Below are 423 nucleotides of genomic sequence, written 5' to 3'. Positions count from 1 at the left end.
CCCCGCGGCCCCACACCCCCAGGAAGGTGAGCCCATGTCCTATCTGATCACCGGCGGCGCCGGCTATGTCGGCGCCCATGTGGTGCACGCCCTGGCCCAGGCCGGCGAGAACGTCGTGGTGTACGACGACCTCTCCACCGGCGACACCACCCGGCTGCCCGACGGCGTCCCGCTGGTCCGCGGTTCGCTGCTCGACCGCGGCCTGCTCGACCGGACCATCGGCGAGCACCGGGTGGCCACGGTCATCCACCTCGCCGCCCACCACGACGCCGCCGAGTCCGTCCGCCAACCGCTCCGCTACTACCGGGAGAACCTGCAGGGCCTCCAGATCCTGCTGGAGGCCGTGCGCGGCGCCCGCGTCCCCCGCTTCGTCTTCGCCTCCTCGGCCGCGGTCTACGGCACCCCCGAGACCGACCTCCTCAC

General features: G+C 73.3%; 1 protein-coding gene. It reads left to right on the top strand.

What is annotated here, in order from left to right:
• Positions 1-34 precede the first annotated feature (34 nt).
• A partial coding sequence (locus E1283_RS36895) for an NAD-dependent epimerase/dehydratase family protein (protein ID WP_132822467.1) occupies positions 35-423 on the top strand: 389 nt, incomplete at its 3' end.

This window comes from Streptomyces hainanensis, from assembly GCF_004348415.1.
In the GTDB taxonomy this organism is placed as follows: Bacteria; Actinomycetota; Actinomycetes; order Streptomycetales; family Streptomycetaceae; genus Streptomyces; species Streptomyces hainanensis.
The sequence above is the reverse complement of the archived record's forward strand: the minus strand, read 5'-3'. Positions and strand labels throughout refer to the sequence as shown.